Genomic DNA, 17086 nt, shown 5'->3' with positions numbered 1-17086 from the left:
ACATCCATGAGCAACGACGTCCATCCCGTCGACGAGGTCCTGCCGGTCCCGCGCCTGCTCGCGCTCGGGCTCCAGCACGTGCTGGTGATGTATGCCGGCGCGGTCGCGGTCCCCCTCATCATCGGCCGCGCGCTGAAGCTGCCGCCGGAGGACGTCGCCTTCCTGATCAGCGCCGACCTGTTCGCCTGCGGACTTGTGACGCTGGTCCAGTGCCTCGGCTTCCCCGGCGTCGGCATCCGCCTGCCCGTGATGATGGGCGTGACCTTTGCTTCGGTCGGCCCGATGCTGTCGATGGCGGCTTCACCGGAAATCGGCCTGCTCGGCATCTACGGCTCCGTGATCGCCGCCGGCCTGTTCGGCATCGTCGTTGCGCCGTTCGTCAGCCGGCTGCTGCCGCTGTTTCCTCCCGTCGTCACCGGCACCATCATTCTCATCATCGGCATCTCCCTGATGCGCGTCGGTATCAACTGGGCCGGCGGCGGCCTGCCGACGCTGACGAAGGTGGTCGACGGCGTTTCCGGCAGCTTTCCCAATCCAGCCTATGGGCAATTGCAGGGGCTCGGCATCTCGCTGTTCGTGCTGCTCTTCATCCTCGGCCTGATCAAATGGGGCAGCGGGTTTCTCGCCAACGTCGCCGTGCTGCTCGGCATCATCGCCGGCGCGGTGCTCGCGAGCATTCTGGGCGTGATGCATTTCGACAAGGTCGCCGCCGCCTCCTGGGGCGCACTCGTGCTTCCCTTCCGCTTCGGCATGCCGCAATTCCACCTGGTGCCTGTCATCACCATGTGCATCGTCATGATCGTGGTGATGATCGAATCGCTCGGTATGTTCCTGGCGCTCGGCGAGATCACCGGCAAGGCCGTCGACCGCGAAGCCCTGAGCCGCGGCTTGCGCGCCGACGGGCTCGGCACGCTGCTCGGCGGCATCTTCAACACGTTTCCCTATACCTCGTTTTCGCAGAACGTCGGCCTCGTCTCGGTCACGGCCGTGCGCTCGCGCTGGGTGACGGTGACGGGCGGCTGCATCCTGCTCGTGCTCGGGCTCTTGCCGAAGCTCGCTGCGCTGGTGGAGGCGGTGCCGCTGGTCGTGCTCGGCGGCGCCGGCCTCGTGATGTTCGGCATGGTGGCGGCCACCGGCGCACGCATCCTGGCCTCGGTCGATTTCCGCAACAACCGCTACAATCTGTTCATTGTCGCGATCTCGATCGGCTTTGGATTGATCCCGCTCGTTGCTCCCGGTTTTTTCCGCAATCTGCCGCACAATCTGCATCCGCTGCTGGAGTCCGGCATCCTGCTCTGCGCGGTCGTGTCGGTGCTGCTCAATGCCTTCTTCAACGGGTTGAGCGGTGGCGCTGCCGCGGAGGCCGACGCGGCGTCAGCCGCCGCATCGGCACAGCATGTCTAAAGCGCGATGCGACTAGGATGAATCGTCATCGCGCTTTGGATTATTGTTTAAGCATGATCTTGTCGGAAAACCGCTACGCACTTTTCCGGATCATGCTCTAGCTGCCGCGATAGGTCGAGTAACTCCAGGGCGTGACCAGCAGCGGCACGTGGTAATGGCTTTCCGGCTCGCTGATCGCAAAGCGCAGCGGGATCTCGTCGAGAAACGGCGGATCGGACAGCGGCACGTTGCGCGCGGCGTAATATTTGGCGACGCTGAAGCGCAGCTCGTAGCGGCCGATCGGCAGCGGACGGCCGCCGATCAGCGGCTGGTCGGTGCGGCCGTCGGCATTAGTCACCGTGCGCGCGATGACGCGATGCTCGCCAAGGCTCGCGAGCTCCACGAGCTCGATCGGGATGCTAGGTGCGGGCTTGCCGATCTGGTTGTCCAGCACATGGGTCGAGAGCCGGCCGTGCACCTTCAGCCTGTCGTCGGCGGCGACCAGCTGGTCGAGCCGCAGCGCCGAGATGCGGCCGATCTCCTCGATCGCACGCCTTATCTCGGTCTTGGCGATGTTGAGCAGCCGCGCCTCGAAGTCGCGCAGCACGGAATCCTTGGTGTGACGGCGCACACAGACGATGTAGGGGAAGCCGAACTTGTCGCGGTAAGCGTTGTTGGCCCGCTCGAACGCGGAATATTCGGCATCCGACAGCCGGTCGAGCCCGGCGCTGTTCTGCTCGTCGGTCGATTCCGCGGTGAGGCCTGCGGCGCGCTGCGTCTTGTTGGCGAGATCGGGATGCGCCCGGATAAGCGCCAGCTGCACGTCGGGCTCGGCACTCTGGATCGCGGCCATCAGCGCGGCGTGCAGCTCGTTGATACCGGCGAACGGCCGCTTTGCCGCGAGCTGCTCGGCGATCCACGGCGAATATTCGACGACGTTGGCGAGCGCCGCGACGAAGTCGGCCGTGCTTGCAGCGTTGAGATCGGCGAGTGAAATCTGCGACATCATCTCACCCGATCTCGAATGCGTCGGCGGCAAGATGGGCGTGCTTCTCGTGCCAGTGCTGCGCGATCTGAAGCCGCGTCGGCACCCAGACGCGCTCGTGCTTGCCGATATAGTCGAGGAAGCGGATCAAGCCCGCTGCGCGGCCGGGCCGGCCGGCGAGGCGGCAATGCAGACCGACCGACATCATTTTTGGCGCGGTTTCGCCTTCCGCATAGAGGACGTCGAAGGCGTCCTTCAGATAGGTGTAGAACTGCTCGCCCTCGGCAAACCCTTGCGGGTTGATGAACCGCATGTCGTTGGCATCGAGCGTATAGGGAATGATGAGCTGCTTGCCGCTGGCGCCCTTGACCCAATAGGGCAGATCGTCGGCATAGGAGTCGCAGAGATAGAGGAAGCCGCCCTCCTCGATCAAGAGACGGTTGGTGTTGATCGAGGAGCGCCCGGTGTACCAGCCGAGCGGACGTGCGCCGGTCGCCTCGGTATGCACGCGGATGGCCTCGGCGATCTCGGCGCGCTCCTGCGCCTCGGTCATGTCCTTGTGCTCGATCCATTTCAGGCTGTGGCTCGCGATATCCCAGCCCGCCTCCTTCATCGCAGCGACAATCTCGGGATTGCGCTTGAGAGCGGTGGCGACGCCGAACACCGTGGTCGGCCAGTTCCGCTCCTTGAACATCCGCCACAGCCGCCAGAAGCCGGCGCGCGAGCCATATTCGAACATGGATTCGATGTTGGCGTGGCGCTGGCCGGGCCAGGGCTGCGCGCCGAGCACGTCGGACAGAAAGGCTTCCGAGGCGCGGTCGCCGTGCAGGATGTTGTTCTCGCCGCCCTCCTCGAAATTGACGACGAACTGCACCGCGACCCGCGCGTCACCAGGCCATTGCGGATGCGGCGGGTTGCGGCCGTAGCCGCGGAGATCGCGCGGGTAGCGGGGCTCGGTCACTCAGACTTCCTCGAAGCGGATCGGCAGCGCGCCCTTCCACAGCACGCTCTTGCCCAGCGTTGCGAGGTTCTCCAGGCCCGAGGTCAGCGTGATGAAATGGTTGCCGGCGAGCTGACCCATCTTGCTCGCGAAATGCACGCCGCCATAGGCCAGCAGGATCTCGGTTTCGCTGATGCCGCCGGGATAGAGGATGATCTGGCCGGGGGCGGGATAGCTGGTGTGGTTCTCGTAGCCGACGCCGAAGTCGAGGTCGCCGAGCGGCATCCACACGCCCTCGCCACTCCAGCGCACATGGATGATGTGGCTTTCGAACGGCAGCGCCTTGCGGAAGGCGGCGACGGTTTTGGGCGCCGCCTGCTCCTCGAAACGGGCATCGAAGGTGAAGTCGCCGGCGCGGATAACGAGTTTGCTCATCTCATCTCTCTGGATCGGGGGCGATGCGCCCACGGGGAACTTTCAGCAAAAAGCACTCCCGACCGTTTCGCGCAAGTGGCGCGGGAGGCTCTCGTATAAGTTGGGGCACGCCACCCGGCGTGCCCGATCGCCTGAAAGCTCGGTGCCATTGAACCGGATTGCAGGAGGTGAGTCCACCGGCAGAATTGCCGGGCAAAGGGGCGCCGGCGCGGATGCGCTGCGTCCGGGCCACGAGAGCTGAGCGTGGTGCTGCGTTCGGAACGACGAAGATGAGGCGATGGTGCGTTCTCCAAGTAACACTGTCATTCCCCGCCTTGTACGCAATCGCGCACTGGAGCGGGGAATCCAGTACGCCGCGGCCTCTCGATTCAATCACTGGCGTCTCGGAGTACTGGATCGCCCGGTCAAGCCGGGCGATGACACCGAATGTGTGGACGCAGACGTGCGTACTCGGCCTCGCGGCTGCTTCGCCCGAGCTTTGCTTCGTCTCGCCGCCCTCATAGCCAAGAGGGCGCAGGGAAGGCCGGGTGCCGGCGGCACCCGCGGTCCGCTGCGCTAGAGCACACGCAGGAAGAACCGCACAGCAGCATACAGGTGAAGCCCAACACACGGCCTTCCCTGCGCGATGGTCGGACGGCTTATGCCGCGCTCTCCCGGGAGCCGAGTTCCCTCTGGCCTCCCTCACTCCCGCGAAAGTCGCCGGCACCGCGCCGGTTGACGCGAGGGCCGCATTCGCCAGAGCTTGGCCGTAGCAACGACGGCCAGGACCACACGGTTTTGCCGTACGCGCGGTTCGTTGGCGCCGCAGGGTTCGACGGCGTTGTGCACGTTGCCATCGAAATGCCGGCGCGACGAACCTGACGGCGCCGCTCGTCCGTACGAAGCCTCGGGCTCACGGAGAGCAATCCGCCCTGCCCTCAGCTCTCGTACACGACGCTGCCGCGTCCACCGCAAGCCCGGCTCGCGACAATGACGACCTCATGATCGCCCCTCGAGATTGAGCCGGGACGGGCGATACATACGCCATTTCCGAATTTCGGTAAAGTGGAATATTTTCGCGCGAGCGGGTTGACAGCGCCGCGACACACCTCGGTCCCGTAGCCTGGATGGAGCGCCAGCGTAATCCGGGACAGCGCAAGATGCCGAGCGCGCAGCCCCGGATTACGCTTTCGCTCCATCCGGGCTACGAGAGACGGGATTGAGCTCGTCGAGACCTGGAGCGCTCAGTACGGTGCGTAACGATAGCCCGGATCGTAGTAGTAGCCGGAACCGCCGTAGTAACCAGGGCCGCCGTAGTAACGCGGGCCATAGCCATAATAATAGCGGTTTTCATAATATTCGCGGCGGCGGCTCTCGGCGATCGCGCCTCCGATCAGACCTGCGGCCATGCCCATGAAGGCGAGACCCGCGGCATTCGGCCCGCGTCGATAGTAACGACGCCGGTGTGCGCTGAAATCGGTGACGTCGGAGGCAGCCTGGCCGGCAACGGCCGCCTTGACAGCCGGGCTCCCGGCCGACGCCGCTGCGGACGGGGATGCGGAAGCCGCAATCAGGGCGAGGCCAGCGAGCGCGACCACGATCGTGTTGCGGCCGGCTCCGGAAATCACGGGTCCAATACTCATGTTCGAATTTCCTCTGTTCTCGCCCAAAGAAACATAAGCAAACGATCTATAATCCGCAAACCACTGAAATGGTTTCATGATCGCGGCGATCTGCCACGCTTTGAACGATTGTAAATCCCGAACGATCAGACCCAGCTTGAACCAGCCAACCTGAGCGGTTAATGAACGGCCGCGCCGTTTTCGGTCGCCGTAAGCGTTTACGTGAACCAACGCATCAACCGACGCCGTCGGGATCGATGCCATTTTCCAGGTTCAACGTGATCAACGCGTCCTTTCGTAGAGAAACCAGATGATCGTGGTTCGCAAACTGCCGGCGCGCTATGCGCCGATCGTGATGCCATTCGTGCTGTCCACCCTCATGACGGCGGTGGTATCGGTCATTTCGACGCTGCGGAGCCTGGGGGCAACGCTGGCGTTCCTGGCGACCTGGCCGGGCGCCTGGGGACTGTCCTGGCTCGTCGCCTTCCCGACCCTGCTCGTGGTGCTGCCGCTGGTCCGCCGGATCGTGGCCTGGCTCGTCGATGCGCCACCCGCCCGGTAACCTCGCCTAGGACAGCGCCCCCAGCACGCCTCTCGTCGCCTTGTCGATCTCCTCGACATAGCGGCGGCGGGCGAAGCTCTCGGTGAGGAAACCGACCACCTTGCGGCTGTCGGTGGAATCGACCACCGCCAGCATCTCCGCCTCGGCTTCGTCGAACACCGCCATCGCCGACTTCACGTTCATTTCCGGGATCAGCACGATGTCGATGAGGCGGGCGAGCTCGATCACCTGGATGTCGTCGGCGATGGTGTCGAGGTCGCTGGAGAACAAATCGGGCAGCAGGACGAGGCCGATATATTCGTCAGCATTGTTGACGATGACGATTCCCGGCCGCGAGCCGAGCGCGAACTCGCGGCGCGCGGCGGCAATCGTCGTGGTCGAGGGCACCTTGCCGACGTCCGAGCGCATCAGGCGCTCGACCGTGAGATTGCGCAGCCAGCCGACGTCGTTGGCGCTGCGGATGGTCTCGCCGCGCAGATGCAGGCGCCAGGTCGAGAAGGAATGGCCGAACATGAAGCGAACGCAGATCGAGGTCACGATGCAGCCGGCCAGCACCACGGCGGTGACGTCGACGTTGCGTGTCATCTCGAGCACGAGGAACGACATCGTGAGCGGGCCGCCGACGATGGCGACGCCGAGCGTCGCCATGCCCGTCAGCATCGCCACCAGCGGATCGATCGCGAAGTTCGGGCTGATGAGCAGCAGCACCGCGGCAAAGAACTTTCCGATCAGGCTGCCGACGAACAGCGAGGCGAAGAACAGGCCGCCGCGGAAGCCCGAGGCGAGCGAGATCAGGCAGGCCGTCACCTTCAAGGCGATGATCAGCGCGATCAGGCCGATCGTCATGTCGTGGAAGAGATCTAGCACCATGGCGCCATGGCCGGCCGCGAGAACCTGCGGCGTGATGATGGCGAAGCCGCCGACTATGAGTCCGCCGATCACAGGACGGAGCCAGACCGGCATCCACGCGAACAGCCGCTCGAACATCGGCGAGGAGCGCATCACGGCGATGCCGACGCCGCTGGTGATGAGGGCGAGCCCGATCAGCGCCAGATATTGCTCGACGCCGACGGCGCCGACCTTCGGAATCTCCAGCGAGTATGGCGCGCCGCCCAGCCATTGCGCGGTCAAGGCGCCCGCGAGGGAGGCGGCGAGGATCGGCGCGGCGCTGCCTACGGCATAGACGCCGACGATCAGCTCGCAGGCATAGAAAGCGCCGGTGATCGGCGCGCCGAACGCCGCTGCGATCGCCGCAGCAGCGCCGCAGCCGACCATCAGGCGCAGATCGTTGCGGCGGAGATTGAAGAACTTGCCGAGCTGCGAGGCGATGCCGGAGCCGATCTGAGTGTAGCCGGCCTCCAGGCCGACCGAGGCGCCGCAGCCGTTCGAAATCAGGGTCTGGCTGGACACCACCACGCTGTCGCGCATCGACAGATTGCCGCCGCGCAGCGCGTTGGCCTCGATGGGGTCGACCGCGTTCGATATCTTCATGCGCCGCCGCGACCATTCCATGATTCCGAGCGACAGCCCGCCAAGCGCAGGCGCGATCAATGCCGCCCAGGGACTGACGCTCGCGTGGGCGGACAGGTGGACATCAACGGGAATGCCGTAGATCACGACATGCGCGATCTGCGCGATGTGGGCCATCAGCGTCACGACCGCGCCCGCGAGCGTGCCGATCACGAGCGCCAGCGGGATCAGGTAGAACTCGTTGCTGCGCAGCAGGGCGCGCAGCCGAACCATGGTGCGGTTCGTCTTCTTGCGATCCACGAGATGTTTGATCCGCACTAACACCGTCTGGCCCGCCCTACCCTTCCGACAGGCCGTAGCCGGCCATGCGCTGACGCACCCGCTCGATCTCGTCGCTCGGGAGCAGCGGCGGTTGTCCGATCTGCAGACAGCCGTGATATTGCCGCGCCAGCGTCTCGACCTCGACCGCCAGCCACATCGCCTTGTCCAGGGTCTTGCCGATCGCGATCATGCCGTGATGATCGAGCAGGCAGGCGAGCCGGCCCTCCAGCGCCCGCACCGCGTGCTCGGACAGCTCCGCCGTTCCGAACGTCGCGTAGGGCGCGCAGCGGATGCTGTCGCCGCCCGCCGCCGCGATCATGTAATGCACGGGCGGGATCTCCATGCCCATGATCGCCAGGATGGTGCAATAGGTCGGATGGGCGTGCACGACGGCGTTGACGTCGGGCCGCGACTTCAGGATGTCGCGATGAAAGCGCCATTCGCTCGACGGCTTCTGGTCGGGCGCGTGCGAGCCGTCCATGGCCATGAAGACGATCTGGTCCGGACGCATGGCCTCATAGGGCACGCTGGTCGGCGTGACCAGGAGGCCGTCCACATGCCGGACGCTGATATTGCCCGATGTGCCCTGGTTGATGCCGAGCGCGTTCATGCGCCGGCAGGCGTCGATAATGGCCTGTCTCTTGCCGAGCTCGTTCGCTGTCATCGACATGTCGATTTCCTGTCGAGGGCTTATTGGACCGAGTTACGTCAAAGCAACATGACAGTGCAAGCGAAAGCGTCCCGGATCCCGTGACACTCCGGCCGAACGGGATAGCGACAGGTTAACAGATTGTCGCAGCTACTGGGGCAGGCCGATCCGGGCCGACCCGTTGATGGCGAACTGCACGGAATAGGCGGCGAGCAGCATGCCGAGGACGCGCGAGAGCCATAACAAAAGTTAAGGCTGGTGCGGAGGCAATGAGATCGAACGGTGCAATCGCAAAGCAACCATTCCCGACGATTGCCGTTTCACTGTGCATCGATACACGAACAGAAGCAGCCGAAGCAATTGCACGAGCCCCGTTCCAGAATTGATCCGCACGATCCCGTTGCCTGCAGCCGTTGGGCACTTCGATTAGGGACAAACGTCAGAGAGCTCAAGGCGGCGATTCATCAATTCGGCAGCGCAGCGGATGCCGTGGCGTACGGCCTTCAGCAGTGGCGGCGTAGCGCCTCGCGCGGGCAGTGGCAGGGGCGCAGCGGCGCACCGCAGATCGGCATTCTCTCCGATTCCATGGTCGCGCGCGGCGAACAGCTCGCCGCCGTTTCGATGGTCTGCGTCAATGCGATCGGCCTCGTCGCCGGCGCCGTGCCGCGGATTCTGCCCGCGGCGCCGGAGGCTGACATCGATGCCTATCTGGACAGGCTCGACGGCCTCTTCGTCGGCGGCGGACAGACCAACGTCCATCCGTCCCGCTATGGACAAACGGTCGACGAGAAGCGTGACGGCCCGTTCGACGAATTCCGCGACGAGGTCGCGCTGCGCCTGATCCCGCGGGCGCTGGCGCGGGGCATCCCCGCTCTGTTCATCTGTCGCGGCTTCCAGGAGCTGAACGTCGCTTTCGGCGGCACGCTGGCGAAAGAGCCAGACGATTTGCCCGAGGAGCAACGCCATGGCACGCCCGACGCGGACAACGAGGATGCCCGCTATCGGCTGCGGCAGAAGGTGGCCTTGCGCAAGGGCGGCGTCCTGCAGCAGATCTGCGGCGCGGATTCGATTCTAGTGAATTCGCTGCACAGCTTCCTGATCGCCGATCTCGCACCGGGTCTCGTCGCGGAGGCCGTCGCTGACGACGGCTCGATCGAGGCCGTCAGCGTCGAGGGCGCCAGCGATTTTGCGCTCGGCACGCTTTTCCATCCCGATTATTGGGCGAGCTCCGACCACGCCTCGGCGCGCATTCTGGCGGCTTTTGGAGACGCGGTTCGCCGCCACGCCAAGGCACAAGGGGCGGCGTAGGCGATGCACCGCTACCGCTTCGGCATCGAGGAGGAATATTTTCTGGTCAACCGCCAGTCCGCGGCGCCGCGATCCGAGCTGCCCAAGCCCTACATGGCCGCGGCGCAGAAGCGCCTCGGCGAGCGGCTGACCACCGAGATCCTGCAATCGCAGATCGAGGTGGCGACCCCGCCGCTGACGTCTTCGGCCGATGCGTTGGCCGAGCTCACGCATTATCGCGCGGTGCTCACCGAGGTCGGCAAGGACCACGGCGTCGGCATCATCGCGGCCGGCACACACCCGCTGGCGCAGCCGCAGCAGCAGCGCATGACGCGCAAGCGTCGCTACAGCAAGGTCATCAGCGATCTCGGGATGGTCGGCCTCGGCAACCCGATCAGCGGACTGCACGTCCATGTCGAGGTCCCCGAGCCCGATTTGCGCGTCGAGATCATGCACCGCCTGGTGCCGTTCCTGCCGCTGCTGCTGGCGCTCTCGACCTCCTCACCGTTCTGGTGCGGCTACCCGACAGGATTGCTGGGCTACCGCAATGCCGCCAACGATGCCCTGCCCCGGACCGGCTTTCCCGAGATGTTTCGGAACCTTTCCGAATACGAGACCTACGTGAAGACCTTGGTCGATGCCGGCATCGTCCCCAACGCCACCTATGTCTGGTGGGCGTTGCGGCCCTCGCTGCAGCATCCGACGCTCGAGCTGCGCATCACCGATTGCTGCACGGCGATCGCGGATTCGGTGGCGATCGCGGCGCTGTTCCGCGCGCTGGTCCGCCACGCCGTCCACCATCCCGAGCTGAACGCCACCTATTCGGCCGTGCACCGCGCGCTGGTGGAGGAGAATCGCTGGCGCGCCCAGCGCTACGGAACCGACGGCACCTATATCGACCTGGTCTCGTTCGAGCCGGTCTCGTTCAGAAGCTGGCTCGATTCGGTGATCGCCATGGTGGCACCCCACGTCGACCATCTCGGCATCGAAGACGACATCCAGCATCTGAAGTCGATCCCCAAGCGCGGCACGTCGGCCCACCTTCAGCTCGAATATTTTCGCGGCTTGCGCAAGTTCGGCCACTCGCCGCGGGAAGCAATCAGCGACGTGACGAAATGGCTGCGGACTTCCACCGAAGCCGGAGACTTCACCGCCCGGGGCGGCGAGCCGAAAGCGCAAGCGGTGCGGCAACCGCTGACCGACCCGGTCTGACGTCTCCGGCTGCGGTCGCATGGAACGAGGTTTCGACCGCCGACTTAGCTCAGCGTGATAGCAATGGACAATCGTGGAGACCAATCATGAGCGACAGCGGCATTAGCATGCTCCTGGGCCACGCCTCGGCCCAGATGCTCTGGCTCTGGTTCATCGGAGCGTTCGTGCTCGGCGGGGCGCTCGTTTACGGCGTGATGAAGGCGGGCAACTTGCGCCGCAGCGAGCGGGCGCAGCTCGATCGCAACACCGAGGCACGGCAGCGCCAGGAAGATCCCTACAAGCGCCCGACCTAGCTCTCGCGGGTGGCAGTTTGGAACTTTCGTTCATGGAGCGGCTTTGATCGCCCGAGGATTGAGGAGGGCGAGGCCTTCCCGTGTTACCTCATGAGGAGGACGTATGGCTAAACGAGCGAAGAAACGCACGACAAAGAAGACCGCGGCGCGCCGGCCGCGTCAGGCGCCGAAGATGCTCAGCGACCTGTTTCTGGAGACGCTGAAGGACATCTATTTCGCCGAGAACAAGATCATCAAGACCCTGCCCAAGATGGCCAAGGCCGCGAATTCCAAGGAGCTTACGGCCGCCTTCAACAAGCATTTGCGCGAGACCCAAGGGCAGGTCAAACGGCTCGACCAGATCTTCAAGATGCTGGGCAAGCCGGCGCGCGGCAAGCCCTGCGAGGCCATCAACGGCATTGCCGACGAGGGCGCCGAGATCATGAAGGAGTTCAAGGGCGCGCCGGCGCTCGATGCCGGACTGCTCGCGTCAGCGCAGTCGGTCGAGCATTACGAGATCTCCCGCTACGGCACGCTGCGCACCTGGGCCGAGGAGCTCGGCATGCAGGACGCCGCAAGGCTGCTCCAGGAGACGCTGGACGAGGAAGAGGCAACCGATCGCACGCTGACCGAGCTCGCCACCTCCGTGATCAACCTCGAAGCGGAACAAGAGTACCGCGCCGCAGCCTGACCCCCTGCCAATGAACGGAACGTCGCGGCCACGCCGCGGCGTTCGCTTGCCTTGATCGCACGGCGGCGCATAACACGTCAGCGCCACTGCACTGGATTTCCGCACTGGATTTCCTTGGAACCGGCCCCATATGCAGGCTTTCCCACCCCAGAGCCTGCATCATGCAACCCAAAAATCCCCTCGACTGGATGCTGTCCGAAGCCCTGGACTCGCTGACCCGCGCCGATCGGCTGCGCCAGCAGTTCGGCCGCCAGGAAGCCTGCTGGGAGCCGCCGATCGACGTGCTCGAGACCGAGCGCGAGCTCCTGATCCTGGTCGCGCTTCCCGGCGTCAATCCGGACAATGTCGAGACCGTCATCCATGACGGCGTGCTCGTCATCTCGGGTCAGCGCACCCTCCCGCCGGAGCTTCGCAACGCCCGCATCCATCGGCTCGAGCTGCCGCAAGGGCGTTTTGAGCGCCGCATTGCATTGCCCCTCGGCCGTTACGCCATCAGCCGCTTCGTGATGGACGGCTGCGTCGCACTGCGCCTCGCGAAATCCTGAGGTCGATCATGGCCACCGAACAGATGAACAACGAACAAAGCAATAACGACGTGAAGATCCCCGACGACGCGCTGATCATCGTCCCCGTGCGCGAGATGGTGCTGTTTCCCGGCGCGATCGCGCCGATCACGATCGGCCGGGCGAAGTCCATTGCCGCCGCGCAGCAGGCGCTGCGCGAGCAGCGGCCGATTGGCATCGTCCTGCAGCGCAGCCCCGAGACCAATGACCCCGGGCCGGACGACCTCTACAGGGTCGCAACCATCGCCAACATCGTGCGCTACATCACCGCGCCCGACGGCACCCATCACATCGTCTGCCAGGGCGTGCAGCGCGCGCGCATCCTCGACTTCCTGCCGGGGACGCCGTTCCCGGCCGCGCGCTTCCAGCAGATCCCCGAGCCGACCACGACCTCGCCCGAGATCGAGGCCCGCGCGCTGAACCTGCAGCGCCAGGCCATCGAGGCGATCGAGCTGCTGCCGCAGGCGCCGCCCGAGCTCGCCGCGATGTTCCAGGGCACCAGCGCGCCCGGCGCGCTGGCGGATCTGGCAACCTCGTTCATGGACATCAAGCCGCAGGACAAGCAGGAGGTGCTGGAGACCATCGACCTCGCTCTTCGCGTGGAGAAGGTGTCGAAGCACCTGGCCGAGCGGCTGGAGGTGCTGCGCATCAGCAACGAAATCGGCCAGCAGACCAAGGCCTCCTTCGACGAGCGGCAGCGCGAGGCGATCCTGCGCGAGCAGATGGCGACGATCCAGCGCCAGCTGGGCGAGGGCGACGGCAAGCAGGCCGAGGTCACCGAGCTGACGGCTGCGATCGCCAAGGCCAACATGCCGCCGGAGGCGGAAGCGCATGCCAAGAAGGAGCTGCGCCGCTACGAGCGCATGCCGGAGGCCGCCGGCGAGGCCGGCATGGTCCGCACCTATCTGGACTGGCTGATCGAGCTGCCCTGGGCGCTGCCCGCGGAGAAGCCGATCGACATCAAGGAGGCGCGAGCCATCCTGGATGCCGACCATTTCGGCCTGGAGAAGATCAAGAGCCGGATCATCGAATATCTGGCGGTGCGCAAGCTCGCCCCGCAGGGCAAGGCGCCGATCCTGTGCTTCGTCGGCCCGCCCGGCGTCGGCAAGACCTCGCTCGGCCAATCCATCGCGCGCGCGATGGATCGCCCCTTCGTGCGCGTCAGCTTGGGCGGCGTGCATGACGAGGCCGAGATTCGCGGTCACCGCCGCACCTATATCGGCGCGTTGCCCGGCAACATCATCCAGGGCATCAAGAAGGCGGGCGCGAGGAACTGCGTCATGATGCTGGACGAGATCGACAAGATGGGCCGTGGCGTGCAGGGCGATCCTTCCGCCGCGATGCTGGAGGTGCTCGACCCCGAGCAGAACGGAACGTTCCGGGACAATTACCTCGGCGTGCCCTTCGATCTGTCGCGCGTCGTGTTCATCGCGACCGCCAACATGCTCGACCAGATCCCGGGTCCGCTGCTGGACCGCATGGAGCTGATCAGCCTCGCCGGCTACACCGAGGACGAGAAGCTGGAGATCGCGCGGCGCTATTTGGTGCGGCGGCAGTTGGAGGCCAACGGCCTCTCGGCCGAGCAGGCCGAGATCGAGCCGGAAGCCTTGAAGCTGATCGTCAAGGGCTACACCCGCGAGGCTGGCGTGCGTAACCTCGAGCGCGAGATCGGCAAGGTGCTCCGGCATGCCGCGGTGCAGGTCGCCGAAGGCACGGCCGCGAAGGTCACGGTGACGGCAAAGGACATCGCCACCGTGCTCGGCCAGCCGCGCTTCGAGGGCGAGATCGCACTGCGCACCAGCGTTCCGGGCGTTGCCACCGGCCTTGCCTGGACGCCGGTCGGCGGTGACATCCTGTTCATCGAAGCCACGCGCGTGCCCGGCAAGGGCGGGCTGATCCTGACCGGCCAGCTCGGCGACGTCATGCGCGAGAGCGTGCAGGCTGCGCTGACGCTGGTGAAGAGCCGGGCCTCTCAGCTCGGCATCGATCCGCAAGCGTTCGAGAAGAGCGACATCCACGTTCACGTCCCCGCGGGCGCAACCCCGAAGGACGGGCCGAGCGCGGGCGTTGCGATGTTCACGGCGCTGACCTCCCTGCTCACCAACCGCACGGTGAGGAGTGACACCGCGATGACCGGCGAGATCTCGCTGCGCGGCCTGGTGCTGCCGGTCGGCGGCATCAAGGAGAAGGTGGTGGCTGCGGCTGCTGCCGGCCTGAAGCGGGTGATGCTGCCGGCGCGCAACAAGCGGGACTATGACGACATCCCGAAGAGCGCGCGGGACACCCTCGAGTTCATCTGGCTGGAGCGCGTCGACGAAGCCATCGCCGCGGCGCTCGAGCCGGCTGAAGCCAAGGAAGCGGCGGAGTAAAGGCGATGAAGAAACTGCTGGAAATAGCGAAGCGGTCGCGGAAGACGCAGCGGCTGCGCCAATTGCTCGATCGCGCGATCGACCGGATTCGCGATGGGCTCGCAGGACCCGAGCCGCGGCTTCAGCCTGCTACGGTCCGAGTGAAGCGCCGCAAGGGTTGAGCCCTCCGTCTCGAACCCTCGCGGCAGCCCCAGACAAAAGGCCCCCTCCTTCGAGGGGGCCTTTGCGTTGTTAGCCCACGGCGTCCTTGGCGGCCTTGACCGGGCGGGCGCGGACGATCTTCCGGGCCGGCTTGGCCTTGAACATCATCTCTTCACCCGTGAACGGGTTGGTGCCCTTGCGCGCCTTGGTCGCGGGCTTCTTGATGACCACGAACTTGGCGAAGCCCGGCACCAGGAACAGGCCGTTCTTCTTGAGCTCCTTGTGGCCGACGTCGGTCAGCGTCTCCATGACGTTCTTGACGTCACGCTTGGAAAGCTCGGTGGCGGTCGCAATCTTTTCGATCAATTGCGATTTGGACATCTGGGTCGGCATCGTGTCTCCTCTGATTCGTTGCCGGTTGCATATTAGACCAACCGTTGAAGGCCTATAGCCTTCTGCACAGTTTTGTCGCGAAATTACGGGCTTTTCTGGCCTGCTGTGACAAAAAACCCTGCTTTTTAGCTACTTCCAGAGCGGAGGAAGCCTCGGGCAGCGGTTTTTGCCTTGTTTCAAAGGCCCGCACGCAACCTTGCTAGAACTGATTCGCCGCTTTCGACAAGCGACGACCGGCCTCTTTATGAGAGGCCGGTCGTGTTTCACCCTGAAAAATAAGGGTCGGATCGCTGGTCGCCGGTCTTCTTCCCCGTAAAAATGGGGAGAAAGTCAGTGGGCGATTGGCTAGACGCGCTCGATGATGATGGCCGGCGCCATGCCGCCGGCGGCGCACATGGTGACAAGACCGCGCTTGAGGTCGCGCCGTTCGAGCTCGTCGAGCACGGTGCCGATCAAGATCGAGCCGGTGGCGCCGATGGGGTGGCCGAGCGCGATCGAGCCGCCGTTGACGTTGACCTTGGCCCGATCGAGCTTGAGGTCGCGGATATATTTTTCCGCCACCACGGCGAAGGCCTCGTTGATCTCGAACAGGTCGATATCGTCGATGGTGAGCCCCGCCTTGGCCAGCGCCTTGCGCGTTGCCGGCACCGGTGCGTTCAGCATGAGGGTCGGCGAGTCCCCCATGTTGGCCATCGCGACCACGCGGGCCCGGGCTTTAAGGCCATGCGCCTTGGCATAAGCGGGCGAGGCCAAAAGGATCGCAGCAGCGCCGTCGACGACGCCGGAGGAGTTGCCGGCGTGATGCACGAAGTCGATTTCGAGATCAGGGTACTTTTGCAGGATCAGGCCGCGATAGGTCGTGCCCTTGTCGTCGAGCGCGTAGTCCGCGACGGCGGGGAATGCCGGCTTCAGGCTGCTGAGGCCTTCCATCGTGGTCTGCGGCCGTGGGTATTCTTCATGATCCAGCGCCAGACTGCCGTCCTCGCGGTGGACCGGCACGAGGCTGTTCTTGAAGTGGCCGTTCGCGATCGCATGCGCGGCGCGCTTCTGGCTCTCCAGCCCGAGCGCGTCGACGTCGCTTCGGGTGATGCCTTCCAGCGTCGCGATCGCATCGGCGCAGACGCCCTGATGCGACTGCGGATGCCGTGCCCGCAGACGCAGATTGCCGCCGTCCATCATCATCGGACCGCCGCCGCGGCGTCCCTCCATCGACATCATCTCGCAGCCGCCGGCGATGACGAGGTCTTCCGCACCCGCCATGATCGAGCTTGCCGCCATGTTGACGCTGGTGATGCCGCTGCCGCAAAAGCGGTCGAGCGTCACCGCGCTGGCGCGCACGTCGTAGCCGGCATCGAGCGCCGACATGCGGCCGAGATCGCCGCTTTGCGTTGCCACCTGCGCGCTGCAGCCCCAGACGATGTCATCGACATCGGCGGTATCGATGCCGGTGCGGTCGGCGAGTGCGCGCAGCACGGTCGCCCCGAGCTGCTGCGGATGAATGCCCGACAGGGCTCCCTTGCCGGCCTTGCCGATGCCCCGCGGCGTGCGGCAGGCATCAATGATCAGCGCGTCAGGCATTGGCGTCGTCCTCTTGTTTATGGGTGTTGAGAACGGTTTTGAATAAGGGGGAGAAGAGAGTCAATGTGCGGCGCTCGCCCTTCGCCTCTCCCCGCGTGCGGGGAGGGGCCGGATTTTACGCGCAGCGGAAAATCCGGGTGAGGGGGAGCCTCAGCAAGAACGGTGACAGGGTGACAGATGGACTCGCGGAGAGAGCCCCTCACCCCTGCCCTCTCCCCGTAAGAACGGGGAGAG

17 protein-coding genes and 1 pseudogene are annotated in these 17086 nt (G+C 65.1%); 9 read left to right on the top strand and 9 right to left on the bottom strand.

Going from position 1 to position 17086, the window contains the following annotated elements:
* Positions 1 to 6 precede the first annotated feature (6 nt).
* The gene (locus I6F31_RS11345) at positions 7 to 1404 is read left to right on the top strand and encodes a nucleobase:cation symporter-2 family protein (protein WP_225185405.1); all 1398 of its coding nucleotides are present in this window, start codon (positions 7 to 9) and stop codon (positions 1402 to 1404) included.
* 97 nt (positions 1405 to 1501) lie between these two features.
* On the opposite strand, the gene uraD is transcribed toward I6F31_RS11345, so the two are convergent.
* The 4 genes from uraD to I6F31_RS11325 all read right to left on the bottom strand — a co-directional run bounded on the left by uraD (position 1502) and on the right by I6F31_RS11325 (position 5365).
* Positions 1502 to 2389 (bottom strand): 2-oxo-4-hydroxy-4-carboxy-5-ureidoimidazoline decarboxylase, encoded by an 888-nt coding sequence (gene uraD, locus I6F31_RS11340; protein ID WP_225185646.1) that lies wholly within the window; start codon positions 2387 to 2389, stop codon positions 1502 to 1504.
* A 4-nt stretch (positions 2390 to 2393) separates the two neighbouring features.
* Entirely contained in the window at positions 2394 to 3329 is a 936-nt protein-coding gene (puuE, locus tag I6F31_RS11335) for an allantoinase PuuE (protein WP_225185404.1), read from the bottom strand.
* A complete protein-coding gene (locus I6F31_RS11330; protein WP_036045261.1) occupies positions 3330 to 3743 on the bottom strand; it encodes a DUF3830 family protein in 414 nt (137 codons plus the stop codon).
* A gap of 1223 nt (positions 3744 to 4966) precedes the next feature.
* Positions 4967 to 5365: a hypothetical protein gene (locus I6F31_RS11325; RefSeq protein WP_225142709.1), complete on the bottom strand. Its 399-nt coding sequence runs from the start codon at positions 5363 to 5365 to the stop codon at positions 4967 to 4969.
* Positions 5366 to 5654: 289 nt separating this feature from the next.
* On the opposite strand from I6F31_RS11325, the gene I6F31_RS11320 reads away from it, so the two are divergent.
* Positions 5655 to 5906, top strand: coding sequence for a DUF2798 domain-containing protein (locus I6F31_RS11320; RefSeq protein ID WP_225142667.1), 252 nt, complete (start codon positions 5655 to 5657; stop codon positions 5904 to 5906).
* Positions 5907 to 5912: 6 nt separating this feature from the next.
* On the opposite strand, the gene I6F31_RS11315 is transcribed toward I6F31_RS11320, so the two are convergent.
* The 3 genes and pseudogenes from I6F31_RS11315 to I6F31_RS36685 form a co-directional block, all read right to left on the bottom strand.
* The gene (locus tag I6F31_RS11315) at positions 5913 to 7700 is read right to left on the bottom strand and encodes a chloride channel protein (protein WP_225142665.1); all 1788 of its coding nucleotides are present in this window, start codon (positions 7698 to 7700) and stop codon (positions 5913 to 5915) included.
* A 13-nt stretch (positions 7701 to 7713) separates the two neighbouring features.
* On the bottom strand, positions 7714 to 8367 hold the full coding sequence (locus tag I6F31_RS11310; RefSeq protein WP_225142663.1) for an L-fuculose-phosphate aldolase: 654 nt from the start codon (positions 8365 to 8367) through the stop codon (positions 7714 to 7716).
* A gap of 129 nt (positions 8368 to 8496) precedes the next feature.
* Positions 8497 to 8583 (bottom strand): annotated as a pseudogene (locus tag I6F31_RS36685) (MarC family protein); the annotation flags it as partial.
* A 252-nt stretch (positions 8584 to 8835) separates the two neighbouring features.
* On the opposite strand from I6F31_RS36685, the gene I6F31_RS11305 reads away from it, so the two are divergent.
* The 7 genes from I6F31_RS11305 to I6F31_RS11275 all read left to right on the top strand — a co-directional run bounded on the left by I6F31_RS11305 (position 8836) and on the right by I6F31_RS11275 (position 14901).
* Positions 8836 to 9654 carry a gamma-glutamyl-gamma-aminobutyrate hydrolase family protein gene (locus tag I6F31_RS11305; RefSeq protein ID WP_244608944.1) on the top strand — a complete coding sequence of 273 codons (819 nt, stop codon included), beginning with the start codon at positions 8836 to 8838 and terminating at the stop codon, positions 9652 to 9654.
* A gap of 3 nt (positions 9655 to 9657) precedes the next feature.
* A complete protein-coding gene (locus tag I6F31_RS11300; RefSeq protein ID WP_225142659.1) occupies positions 9658 to 10845 on the top strand; it encodes a carboxylate-amine ligase in 1188 nt (395 codons plus the stop codon).
* 86 nt (positions 10846 to 10931) lie between these two features.
* Entirely contained in the window at positions 10932 to 11138 is a 207-nt protein-coding gene (locus I6F31_RS11295; RefSeq protein ID WP_036007833.1) for a hypothetical protein, read from the top strand.
* 103 nt (positions 11139 to 11241) lie between these two features.
* The gene (locus tag I6F31_RS11290; protein ID WP_036007836.1) at positions 11242 to 11808 is read left to right on the top strand and encodes a ferritin-like domain-containing protein; all 567 of its coding nucleotides are present in this window, start codon (positions 11242 to 11244) and stop codon (positions 11806 to 11808) included.
* Between the two features lie 161 nt (positions 11809 to 11969).
* Positions 11970 to 12353 (top strand): Hsp20/alpha crystallin family protein, encoded by a 384-nt coding sequence (locus I6F31_RS11285; RefSeq protein WP_024342525.1) that lies wholly within the window; start codon positions 11970 to 11972, stop codon positions 12351 to 12353.
* An 8-nt stretch (positions 12354 to 12361) separates the two neighbouring features.
* Positions 12362 to 14740 (top strand): endopeptidase La, encoded by a 2379-nt coding sequence (gene lon / locus I6F31_RS11280; RefSeq protein ID WP_225127643.1) that lies wholly within the window; start codon positions 12362 to 12364, stop codon positions 14738 to 14740.
* A gap of 5 nt (positions 14741 to 14745) precedes the next feature.
* A complete protein-coding gene (locus tag I6F31_RS11275; RefSeq protein WP_225127644.1) occupies positions 14746 to 14901 on the top strand; it encodes a hypothetical protein in 156 nt (51 codons plus the stop codon).
* A gap of 70 nt (positions 14902 to 14971) precedes the next feature.
* Here I6F31_RS11275 and I6F31_RS11270 read toward each other — a convergent pair whose 3' ends face one another.
* Positions 14972 to 15274, bottom strand: coding sequence for an HU family DNA-binding protein (locus I6F31_RS11270; RefSeq protein WP_018320691.1), 303 nt, complete (start codon positions 15272 to 15274; stop codon positions 14972 to 14974).
* Between the two features lie 345 nt (positions 15275 to 15619).
* A complete protein-coding gene (locus I6F31_RS11265; RefSeq protein ID WP_225172282.1) occupies positions 15620 to 16852 on the bottom strand; it encodes an acetyl-CoA C-acetyltransferase in 1233 nt (410 codons plus the stop codon).
* Positions 16853 to 17086 lie beyond the last annotated feature (234 nt).

The organism is Bradyrhizobium sp. NBAIM01 (assembly GCF_020194115.1).
GTDB lineage: Bacteria > Pseudomonadota > Alphaproteobacteria > Rhizobiales > Xanthobacteraceae > Bradyrhizobium > Bradyrhizobium yuanmingense.
The sequence above is the reverse complement of the archived record's forward strand: the minus strand, read 5'-3'. Positions and strand labels throughout refer to the sequence as shown.

Bases quoted from the DNA above. Each gene is read 5' to 3' on its own strand.
- I6F31_RS11345 (WP_225185405.1), top strand. From the start codon at position 7: ATGAGCAACGACGTCCATCCCGTCGACGAGGTCCTGCCGGTCCCGCGC.
- uraD (WP_225185646.1), bottom strand. From the start codon at position 2,389: ATGTCGCAGATTTCACTCGCCGATCTCAACGCTGCAAGCACGGCCGAC.
- I6F31_RS11330 (WP_036045261.1), bottom strand. From the start codon at position 3,743: ATGAGCAAACTCGTTATCCGCGCCGGCGACTTCACCTTCGATGCCCGT.
- I6F31_RS11325 (WP_225142709.1), bottom strand. From the start codon at position 5,365: ATGAGTATTGGACCCGTGATTTCCGGAGCCGGCCGCAACACGATCGTG.
- I6F31_RS11320 (WP_225142667.1), top strand. From the start codon at position 5,655: ATGATCGTGGTTCGCAAACTGCCGGCGCGCTATGCGCCGATCGTGATG.
- I6F31_RS11310 (WP_225142663.1), bottom strand. From the start codon at position 8,367: ATGTCGATGACAGCGAACGAGCTCGGCAAGAGACAGGCCATTATCGAC.
- I6F31_RS11300 (WP_225142659.1), top strand. From the start codon at position 9,658: ATGCACCGCTACCGCTTCGGCATCGAGGAGGAATATTTTCTGGTCAAC.
- I6F31_RS11295 (WP_036007833.1), top strand. From the start codon at position 10,932: ATGAGCGACAGCGGCATTAGCATGCTCCTGGGCCACGCCTCGGCCCAG.
- I6F31_RS11290 (WP_036007836.1), top strand. From the start codon at position 11,242: ATGGCTAAACGAGCGAAGAAACGCACGACAAAGAAGACCGCGGCGCGC.
- I6F31_RS11285 (WP_024342525.1), top strand. From the start codon at position 11,970: ATGCAACCCAAAAATCCCCTCGACTGGATGCTGTCCGAAGCCCTGGAC.
- lon (WP_225127643.1), top strand. From the start codon at position 12,362: ATGGCCACCGAACAGATGAACAACGAACAAAGCAATAACGACGTGAAG.
- I6F31_RS11275 (WP_225127644.1), top strand. From the start codon at position 14,746: ATGAAGAAACTGCTGGAAATAGCGAAGCGGTCGCGGAAGACGCAGCGG.
- I6F31_RS11270 (WP_018320691.1), bottom strand. From the start codon at position 15,274: ATGCCGACCCAGATGTCCAAATCGCAATTGATCGAAAAGATTGCGACC.
- I6F31_RS11265 (WP_225172282.1), bottom strand. From the start codon at position 16,852: ATGCCTGACGCGCTGATCATTGATGCCTGCCGCACGCCGCGGGGCATC.